This is a genomic window from Methanoculleus sp. (genome assembly GCF_036677455.1).
Lineage (GTDB): Archaea > Halobacteriota > Methanomicrobia > Methanomicrobiales > Methanoculleaceae > Methanoculleus.
The window spans coordinates 100,607-109,506 of sequence record NZ_JAVBWL010000007.1 but is presented as its reverse complement, the minus strand read 5'-3'; the positions used below and the strand labels follow the sequence as shown (position 1 = coordinate 109,506).

Genomic DNA, 8,900 nt, shown 5'->3' with positions numbered 1-8,900 from the left:
TGTGGGATTTAAAGATATCTTCGACGACTTTTTGAACCGGATCCCGAATCGTGGTCCGACGGAAGGCAGCCCGGAGCCCGATCCGTACGAGGAGAGGGAGCGGGAGATCTTTGGGAAGATTGAGAACCGACGGAAGTACCAGGAAGGGTTTTACCGGTTCCTCAAACACCCGCTCCGGGTGATGATCGAGGAGCCCTTTACCGTCCTCTTCGTCTCTGTCCCGGCAGCACTCCTCCTCCTCATCGGAGGATCCCTGAGCCTGATCCTCTCCTACGGCGTCGGTGTCCTCTTCACGACGACGATGATCGATGACATCTTTGTCTTCTCGCTCCTCATCGCTATCGTGCCGCTCGCGCTCCTCGACTTCAAGGAGTCGCGGCGGGTCGCGAGCATCGAGGCGTCCCTCCCGAACTTCTTCCGGGACGTGGCCGGGATGAACGACTCGGGCATGACGCTCCCGCACGCCGTCCATATCGTATCCGAAGGTGAGTACGGGGCGCTTACACCGCACATCCGCAAACTCGACACCGAGATCTCCTGGGGTGTCCCGTTTGTGGAGGCTATCCGTCGGTTCGGGAAGGCCGTGAACACCCCGCTTGCCGAGCGGAGCGTCGACCTGATCGCCCACGCGAGTTCCGCAGGCGGCGACGTGAGCGAGGTGTTGCGGGCGGCGGCCCATGACGCCTACGAGTTCTTCAACCTGAAGTCGGAGCGGCAGACCGGTATGATGATCTATATGGTCATCGTCGTGATGTCGTTCTTCGTCTTCCTCTTCGTCATAGGGGTGCTCTCAAGCACCTTCCTCACCACCATGGCGGAGGCTGGCGAGGCGGTCGCGAAGTCGGGTTCGAGCCAGGCGTTCATCGGCACCGTGGACCTCTTCCTCTACAACCGGATCTTCTGCCACTCGGGGCTGATCCAGGGGTTCTTCTCGGGGCTTGCAGCGGGTGTCATGGGCGAAGGCCGGGTGCTCGCGGGGCTGAAGTATGCCGCGATCATGGTGCTGATCGCCTGGGTTGCGTTCCGGTTCTTCATCTGAAAGGGCCGGAACAGATCACTTTTTACGGATCCGGGATTCAAAGAGTGCAAGAAGGCCCCGGGCTTTAGGTCCGGGGAGAGTGTCAAGGGAATCGTTCGGGCGGAGGCATCTGCAGCACTGTCATGGACTGCCCTTACCTCGCTTCTTCACCGTTCTCAAACCACGTCAGGATCGTATCTATATCCACGTGTTTCTCGAAGTGCTGCGCGAGGTCGTCGTAGGCAGCGACGATACCGGGTCTGTCTCCGCCGGGGTCCGCAACCGGTTCAAACGGCACCCCCCGCCGCTCGGCGAGGTAGGCGAGGAGGGCGTTTGCGGCGGCGGGATTCTGGAAGAGGCCGTGCAGGTAGGTCCCGAAGACCAGGCCGTCGGGGGTCGCGGCCCCTTCTCCGACGAACGCCTCAGGGAGGTCGCGGCGCTCCGTCTCGCCCATATGGATCTCGTAACCGTCCACCTCGCCCATCCGGGAGAGGATGGGGCCGGGCCCGGATGCCCGGCGCCGGACCTGGACTGTCGTCTTGCGGTAGCCGGAAAAAGCGGTGGCGACGTCGAGGAGCCCGAACCCCGGGTACTCACCGTGGGTCTCCGACTCGATGCCGGAGTCGATGATCGTGCGGCCGAGCATCTGGTAGCCCCCGCAGATACCTATGATCGGAACGCCCCGCTCACGGGCGAGCCGGAGTTCCTCCCCCGTCCCGGCACGGTTGAGCACGGCGAGGTCCTCCACGGTGTTCTTCGTTCCCGGGAGGATGATGCAGTCGTAGCCGGCGAGCGATGCTCCGGGCAGGACGTACTCCACTGAGGCGTGCTCTTCGAGGAGCTCGAAGTCGGTGAAGTTCGAGATCCGGGGGAGGCGGACAACGGCGATCCTGACCGGCTGGCCCACTGTTGCACGGCCTTTGTCACCGAGCGAGAGCGAGTCCTCGCTCGGGAGAGAGATATCCGTATACGGCACCACCCCGAGCACCCGGACGCCCGTGAGCTCCTCCAGTTTTGCAACACCCGATGTAAAAAGCCCGGGGTCACCCCGGAACTTGTTGATGATGACCCCGACGACAAGGGGCCGGATATCCTCCGGGAGGAGGGCGAGCGTCCCGTAGACCTGGGCGAAGACTCCGCCCCGCTCGATGTCGGCGACCAGGATGATCGGGAGGCGGAGGGATCGAGCGAGCCGTATGTTTGCGATGTCGCGGTCGTAGAGGTTCACCTCGGCCGCTCCCCCGGCTCCTTCCACAACCACGTGGCCATAGCGTTGCCGCACCCGCTCAAACGCGGAGACAGCCTCACCTAAGAGCATATCGGTCTCGGTGTAGTAGTCCCGGATCTGCACATCCTTATACGGCTGGCCCAGGAGAACTACCTGTGAGGTCTGATCCCCCTTCGGTTTGAGGAGGATTGGGTTCATATCGGCCACCGGCTCGACGCCGGCCGCGAAGGCCTGGAAGGCCTGGGCGATCCCGATCTCGCTCCCATCGGCCGTGACGTATGAGTTGAGGCTCATGTTCTGGGATTTAAACGGCGCGACCGGGATTCCGCGCCGATAGAGGGCACGGCAGAGCGCCGCCACGGTCACGCTCTTCCCGACATGGGATGCAGTTCCGAGCACGATGAGAGACATTGCTGGCAGAAAGGTTGGGCACGACGGATTATTAAGGAGGGGGTTCATAAGGTGTCACCTCCTTGCCCGGGACCCCGGCTGCAGGGGTCTACCGGTCTACCGCTATTGGGGCCGACCTGACAGGAGCGCTCCCCGGGATGCGATATCTGCCCGATTGATGCGTGACATGCCAACTAATATATAACGAGAGCTGAAAGGTACATGCAATGAACGGTGGGATATGTCCGACCTGCGGACTGCCAAAGGAACTGTGTATCTGTGAAGAAGTCGCGAAGGAACAGCAGAGAATCAGCGTAAAGATCAACAAGCGCCGGTATGGGAAAGAAGTCACGGTCATCGAGGGTCTCGACCCCTACGATATCGACCTCGAAGACCTCTCGAAGTTCCTGAAAGCGAAGCTCGCCTGTGGCGGCACGGTCAAAGACTCCTCGATCGAGCTGCAGGGCAACCACCGCGAACGGGTGAAGAACCTGCTCGCTCAGAAAGGATACAACATGGATAATATCAGTTGACCCCGGGTCGTTCTCCGCGGAGAACCTGGGGGTGTTACCTCTTTTTTGCCTGATTGGGTGCGCTTTTACGGAGAGAGCGGATGCTTGATGTCGCCTGGAGGTGAGTGTGCTGCTTCCAGACGCGAGAGCGACCGGCAATGTGGCAGACACTATAATCTCCGAAGACGAATACACTGGCACAGGGAGTGATTGATGTATGGTGATGAGATGCTCGTTTGCGCTCGATCCTGCCCTGATGGAGCAGGTCGATCAGTTTGCCCGGGATCATATGTTCGACCGGAACGAGGCGATCCTCGAACTGATCGAGGCCGGTCTTGCCTGCCGGCAGGACGGCGGGGCGCCGACGACACGGCAGCAACGCTCGTTTGAAGAGTTGAACCAGCTCCAGCGTGAACTCGAGGCCGTCAAAGAGGTTCTGACCGAACTCCGCAACGAGGTCCGGTTGGTCCACCACACGATCGAGACCGACTGGAGCAAGGAAGCGAAGGGCGTTCCGTTCCAGACGAGGCATCCCTGGGAGTTCTGGCGGAAGTGATCCGCTAACTGATGATGCTCGTGATGCTCCGGAACCCTTCGCCGGACAGGTCGTCGCAGAAGACCGCCTCGACCGATCCCATCTCGACCCGCTCCGCGTCCCGGCACCTGCTGCAGTAGGCCCGTGCCGGTGACGGCACTTCTCTCCCTTTGACCACGACACGAACGGAGTGGACGCAGAGCCCGCACCGGTCGGCGGGCATGGGTTTCCCCGTCGTGCACTCCACCCGGCCCCGGACGACCCGAAGGCACCGGGTCTCACTCATAGGCCTCGACCCGGTAGCCTGCACGGCCGAGGATTCCTGCGACCTCGCTTCTCCAGGCGGTGTCGTCATCGATCGCGAGAGGCGCAACCGACTCCTTCCAGCACCGGGCAAGGTCTTCGTCCTCAGTGGCGAGGCTCCTCCTCCCCTTCACCTTCCCGACCTCCCGCCCGTCGCCGGCAAAGATTCGCATGGCACAGCAGGCGTATGACCGGCAGATCAGCGGGCGGCTGTTGTGGATGGTGCAGACATACTTCCCCTCCTGCCCCGGGAGGCCCCGGAGGAACGGGCACCAGGATTGGTGTTTGCTGCTCTCGGTGGTATCCTTGAACGCGTCGAGGAACTGCTCCTCGACCCGGGCTCGGAACGTGCCGCCGACGATCTTCTGCCGGCAAAGGAAGTCCCGGCCGGTCAGCCTCTTATCGACCTCGATCAGGTGGCCGCCCGCGTGCATGCAGCACTTCCCGCAGAGGGTACATTCAAACGCCGTCATCGTCTCTGTAGATTCTCTTTGCAACGGAGGATAAAGGTTCGGGAACCCTTGCCCCCGTGGAGATCCCAAACCCGGTCTTCCTTCACGCCGCCCGGACCGGACGTAAGAAAGCCTTCCGGGTCCACCCGGTGAAACGTCGCCGGCGCCGGTTCCGGTCGTGGAGACGAGAGAGAAGGCGGCCGGAGATCCTGGTTCTCCGGCCGACCCGGGACCGGTTGTTAATTATCGGCGACTTCTTTCGTGTCAGGGTTTGTTTTTGCTGCCTTACCCGGCTCGACCAGGGTAAAAGATCCGGTATGGCGGTGTTTTCCTGTCGACTGCGACGCTCTCCGGACGTAGGCCTTCATGATATCTGTCCGGGTGATGAATCCGGAGAGCAGCTCTGGATCGTCCACTGGAACAACGGGCAGGTGATGAATATCGTGCTCGACCATCAGGTTCAGGGCCTCGCGCAACGTACAGGCGTGATGAACGGTGAATATCCCTGAACTCATGACGTTCTTCACCGGCAGATCATCGTTCGTCCGGCTATCCCTGATATCGTCAAGAGCGATGATGCCGACCAGGTTCTCTTCCCTGTCGAGTACCGGAAACCCGGTGTGCAGTGTCCTGTCGATGAGGCGGAGCACGCTCCCGATGTTGTCATCGGGCGATACGGCGACGACCCGATCGCGGGGCACCATAACATCGCCCACATGAATGTCCTGGAGAATCTCGATCATATACTCATCCCGGTGAGCAGGCGACCGGGACCGGTCCTGCACCTGCTCGCGGAAGAGGGTGGCCTGACCGATGAGAAGGACCGAGACCGATACGGCGCCCATCGCCGGCATGAGCAGGGAGAAGTCGCCGGTCATTTCCACGACCATGATCATGACCGCGATCGGTGCGTGGGAGACTGCACCGAAGAGAGCGATCATCCCGATGACAATGAAGACCGGCACCGATTCGGCAGGCACAATTTCCGGGAGCGCGAGGTGCAGCAGGGATCCGAAAGCGCCTCCCATCACTCCGCCGATCATCAATCCCGGTGCGAAGATACCTCCGCTCCCGCCGGAGCCGATGGTGAGCGATGTCGTCAGGATCTTCGCAAACGGGAGGAGGAGGAGCACCCCGATCGGGAGCATGTTATAGAGCGCGAGCTGGGTAAAGCCGTATCCGGTCCCGAGGCTGGCGAGCCCGACGATTGCCGCCTCAGGAGAGAGGGCCGCAAGAGCAAGAACGAACACGCCGGTGAGAAATGCCCCGGTGAGCGGTCTGAATTGGTTTGGGAAGTTAACGCGGGCGAATACCTCCTTAAAGATCCTGTTTGCCCCATAAAAGGTTTTTATATAGACCAGGCCGACCGCCGTCGAGATCACGCCGAGGAGAATGAAGAGAGGGATCTGGGAGACGTTCCAGAAGGTTGTACAGGAGGCAAAGACCGGTTCAAAACCTTCAACCAGACCGAAGATGGAATACCCGATGACGGAGGCCAGAAATGCAGGAACAATTACTTCGGTCTCGAAGTCCTGTCTGTAGAGGATCTCCGCAGCGAGGATTGCCCCTCCCAGCGGAGCCATAAAGATCGTACCGATTCCGGCGCCGATACCGGTGGCGATAGCAAGCCTCCGTTCACGGGCGGAGAGCCCTAAAAGATCGGCGGTGATCGAACCGAAACCGGCCGACATCTGTGCAGTCGGCCCTTCACACCCGGCGCTCCCTCCTGTCGAGATGGTCAGGATGGCGGTGACCACTTTGACGAGCGGGACGCGCCAGCGTACCTGTCCCCCCTTATGAAACGCCTTTATTGCCGCATCGGTCCCGTGGCCTTCCGCCTCCGGAGCGAGGGTGTAGACCAGGATGCCGGAGAGGAGCCCTCCGAAACAGATGACGGGGAGGATCATCCAGAGATTATCGGGAGGAGCCCATTGACTGATATCCTGAAGGGTCTGCCCTTCTTTCGGGAGGTCGAACCCGACGATGCCTTCCATGAAAAACGCAGTCCCCAGTTTCAGCCCTTCGAAGAAGAAGAGAGCGCCGAGGCCGGAGATGATCCCGACAATGATCGCGATGAGTATGATCCTCCTGTAGGGAGTGACGGTTTCCTCGATCTGCATAGGATATCAAGTGTATTTGTTTAACCGGTTATTTAATATAGTTGACTTGATGCGGCTGCCCCGATAACGGGCTCGCGCATTATTCGCCCGCCAGGGTCGCGAGGGCGGGCGATCGGTGCGTGGAGAACCGCCCGTCAACGAGGGCGCAATGTACCTGCGCCGGCCTCCCGGCGCATCCAGTGCCGCTCCGGGATCGGCTGCAGCGTAAAGAAAGATTATCCGGTCGAGCCGGGCGCGATCCCGCCGTTCATCACCATCCTGAGCCGGTTCCGTGCACATCTCCGGTTCCTGCGCCGATCTCTGACCGGTGCGGGGAACCGTGCCGATTCTCTCCCAATAGGATTAAATCGATACGCAGACAACGGAGAGCTATGAAGGTGTGTATAATGTGCGGAGGGGAGGGCACACGGCTCCGCCCCCTGACATTCGGGCGTCCCAAACCCTGTATTCCGATCGTCAACAAACCCTCGATCCAGCACCTGGTCTCACACCTCGCGAACCTCGGGTTCAACGACGTGATCGTCACGCTCGGCTACATGAGCGATGCTATCGAGGAGGCACTGGGAGACGGGTCGCTCTTTGGGGTCAACGTCACTTACGTGCACGAGAAGACAAAACTCGGGACGGCGGGGAGTGTCAAGAACGCCCAGAAATACCTCGAGGGGCAGCCGTTCCTCGTCGTCGGCGGCGACCATGTGGTGGACCTGAACCTGCTCGAGTTCTACCGTGAGCACCTCGCAAACGACTCGATCACCACCATCGGCCTCATCAGCATCGACGATCCCACCGAGTACGGCATCGCCGAGATCGATGCGAACTACCAGATTAAACGGTTCAAGGAGAAGCCAAGCCCCGGGGAGATCTTCTCGAATCTCGCGAGCACCGGGATGTACGTCTGCGACCCCGAGGTCTTCGATCATATTCCGACCGGTGAGAAGTTCGACTTCGCCCGGAACCTCTTCCCGGAACTGATGGAGGAGGGCTATACCCTGAAGGCCTGGCTTGCCCGCGGCAACTGGTCCGACGTGGGAAGCCCCCGGTCGCTCCGCGAGGCGGAGCGGTGGAAACTGCAGGATATCGGGTTCACGAACATCTCCGGCGACCTCTACATCAAGGGCGCCCGGATCCTCGGCCCGGTCCAGATCGGGAGCTGCGTCTCGGTTGCGGCGAATTCACGGGTGATCGGGCCGGTCGCGATCGGCGCCGGGACGATCATCGAGGAGAACGTCATCATCGGGCCATATACGAGCATCGGGGAAGGGTGCATCATCAAGAAGAACGCGAAGATCTTCTCGTCGTCCATCTATAACCGGGTGGTGATCGGGAGCGAAAGCACGATCAGCGGAAGCATCATCGACAACGATACGCTCATCGGCAACGGGTGCAACGTCGAGCACGACACGGTCATCGGGCCGCACGCGGTGCTGAAAGGCGGCGTGGTCGTCCATTCCGGAACCCGGCTCTGGCCGGAGGTGCTCATCCCGGAGGGGACGGTGGTCAAGGAGCACGTCTTGAACGAGGACTACGATACCCGGACGGAAGGATCTTAGCCGTGCCGCACGAGCCGGTGCGTCAGCGCGACGAGCGGATGGCGGGCGTAATCGAGCACCTTGATGTCGTCGAGCGTCTTCAGGTTCAGCGTCTTTGCTGTCCGCTCCATCCCTAACTCGATGTTCTCCCTGACCTCGATGATGTAAGCGTCGAGGTTCTTGATCCCGAGCCGCTTTGCCGCGATGGCCCGGTGGTGCCCGTCGACCAGGATCCAGCGGCCCGGCCGCCGGACCACGATCAGGGGTTCGGCGAGCCCCTTCTTGATCTCGTACATCCTTCCTTCCAGTTCATCCTCGTAGATCTTTGACTGGGTGGGCAGGAGGTCGTTGATCGGAACCGAACCCCGCTTCAGCGTCGGTTCGATCCCGTAGAGTTTCTTCAGGGTCTCGATGAACTTGAAGACCTTCTCCGGCGAGACATGCTCGATCTGGGACCTGATGACGTCGGCATTGGACATGATGCCTATGAGTTCGTTGTTCTCGTTGACGACCGGGAGTTTCTGGATGCCGGAACGGAAGATGACGCGGGCGGCATCGTTCACGCTCATCTCCGGGTCGGCGACGATGAGATGGCGGGACATCACCTGCTCCACCGGCGTCGCGGGATGGGCAAAGAGGAGGTCTCGTGCCGAGATGTAACCTACTACCTCTTTTGAGTCCTCCACAACCGGAAACCCGTCGTGGTGCGTCCGCTTTATGGTTTCAATGACGTCCCGAACCGTCCCGTGGGCGTTGACGGTAACGACGTCGTAGGTCATGTAGTCCTTGACCTTCTTTCTATCCATCATGATA

General features: G+C 60.7%; 9 protein-coding genes. 4 read left to right on the top strand and 5 right to left on the bottom strand.

Annotated elements, in window-relative coordinates; all coding sequences use genetic code 11:
- Position 1 precedes the first annotated feature (1 nt).
- The gene (locus V6K60_RS02095) at positions 2-1,039 is read left to right on the top strand and encodes a type II secretion system F family protein (RefSeq protein WP_332448856.1); all 1,038 of its coding nucleotides are present in this window, start codon (positions 2-4) and stop codon (positions 1,037-1,039) included.
- A gap of 133 nt (positions 1,040-1,172) precedes the next feature.
- On the opposite strand, the gene V6K60_RS02090 is transcribed toward V6K60_RS02095, so the two are convergent.
- On the bottom strand, positions 1,173-2,657 hold the full coding sequence (locus V6K60_RS02090) for a cobyric acid synthase (protein ID WP_332448855.1): 1,485 nt from the start codon (positions 2,655-2,657) through the stop codon (positions 1,173-1,175).
- Positions 2,658-2,863: 206 nt separating this feature from the next.
- On the opposite strand from V6K60_RS02090, the gene yciH reads away from it, so the two are divergent.
- Positions 2,864-3,169, top strand: a complete 306-nt coding sequence (gene yciH / locus V6K60_RS02085) for a stress response translation initiation inhibitor YciH (protein ID WP_292386478.1) — start codon at positions 2,864-2,866, stop codon at positions 3,167-3,169.
- Between the two features lie 196 nt (positions 3,170-3,365).
- Positions 3,366-3,704 carry a type II secretion system protein E gene (locus tag V6K60_RS02080; protein ID WP_332448854.1) on the top strand — a complete coding sequence of 113 codons (339 nt, stop codon included), beginning with the start codon at positions 3,366-3,368 and terminating at the stop codon, positions 3,702-3,704.
- A 4-nt stretch (positions 3,705-3,708) separates the two neighbouring features.
- On the opposite strand, the gene V6K60_RS02075 is transcribed toward V6K60_RS02080, so the two are convergent.
- The 3 genes from V6K60_RS02075 to V6K60_RS02065 all read right to left on the bottom strand — a co-directional run bounded on the left by V6K60_RS02075 (position 3,709) and on the right by V6K60_RS02065 (position 6,558).
- Positions 3,709-3,969, bottom strand: a complete 261-nt coding sequence (locus V6K60_RS02075) for a hypothetical protein (RefSeq protein ID WP_332448853.1) — start codon at positions 3,967-3,969, stop codon at positions 3,709-3,711.
- Entirely contained in the window at positions 3,962-4,459 is a 498-nt protein-coding gene (locus V6K60_RS02070; protein ID WP_332448852.1) for a YkgJ family cysteine cluster protein, read from the bottom strand. The genes V6K60_RS02075 and V6K60_RS02070 overlap by 8 nt, the downstream gene beginning before the upstream one ends.
- Before the next feature lie 218 nt (positions 4,460-4,677).
- Entirely contained in the window at positions 4,678-6,558 is a 1,881-nt protein-coding gene (locus tag V6K60_RS02065; protein ID WP_332448851.1) for a chloride channel protein, read from the bottom strand.
- 371 nt (positions 6,559-6,929) lie between these two features.
- Here V6K60_RS02065 and V6K60_RS02060 point away from each other — a divergent pair, with 371 nt between their 5' ends.
- Positions 6,930-8,108: an NDP-sugar synthase gene (locus tag V6K60_RS02060; protein ID WP_332448850.1), complete on the top strand. Its 1,179-nt coding sequence runs from the start codon at positions 6,930-6,932 to the stop codon at positions 8,106-8,108.
- On the opposite strand, the gene V6K60_RS02055 is transcribed toward V6K60_RS02060, so the two are convergent.
- On the bottom strand, positions 8,105-8,893 hold the full coding sequence (locus tag V6K60_RS02055) for a CBS domain-containing ParB/RepB/Spo0J family partition protein (protein WP_332448849.1): 789 nt from the start codon (positions 8,891-8,893) through the stop codon (positions 8,105-8,107). The genes V6K60_RS02060 and V6K60_RS02055 overlap by 4 nt on opposite strands.
- Between the last annotated feature and the right edge of the window lie 7 nt (positions 8,894-8,900).

Bases quoted from the DNA above. Each gene is read 5' to 3' on its own strand.
- V6K60_RS02090 (WP_332448855.1), bottom strand. From the start codon at position 2,657: ATGTCTCTCATCGTGCTCGGAACTGCATCCCATGTCGGGAAGAGCGTG.
- yciH (WP_292386478.1), top strand. From the start codon at position 2,864: ATGAACGGTGGGATATGTCCGACCTGCGGACTGCCAAAGGAACTGTGT.
- V6K60_RS02060 (WP_332448850.1), top strand. From the start codon at position 6,930: ATGAAGGTGTGTATAATGTGCGGAGGGGAGGGCACACGGCTCCGCCCC.
- V6K60_RS02075 (WP_332448853.1), bottom strand. From the start codon at position 3,969: ATGAGTGAGACCCGGTGCCTTCGGGTCGTCCGGGGCCGGGTGGAGTGC.
- V6K60_RS02080 (WP_332448854.1), top strand. From the start codon at position 3,366: ATGGTGATGAGATGCTCGTTTGCGCTCGATCCTGCCCTGATGGAGCAG.
- V6K60_RS02070 (WP_332448852.1), bottom strand. From the start codon at position 4,459: ATGACGGCGTTTGAATGTACCCTCTGCGGGAAGTGCTGCATGCACGCG.
- V6K60_RS02065 (WP_332448851.1), bottom strand. From the start codon at position 6,558: ATGCAGATCGAGGAAACCGTCACTCCCTACAGGAGGATCATACTCATC.
- V6K60_RS02055 (WP_332448849.1), bottom strand. From the start codon at position 8,893: ATGGATAGAAAGAAGGTCAAGGACTACATGACCTACGACGTCGTTACC.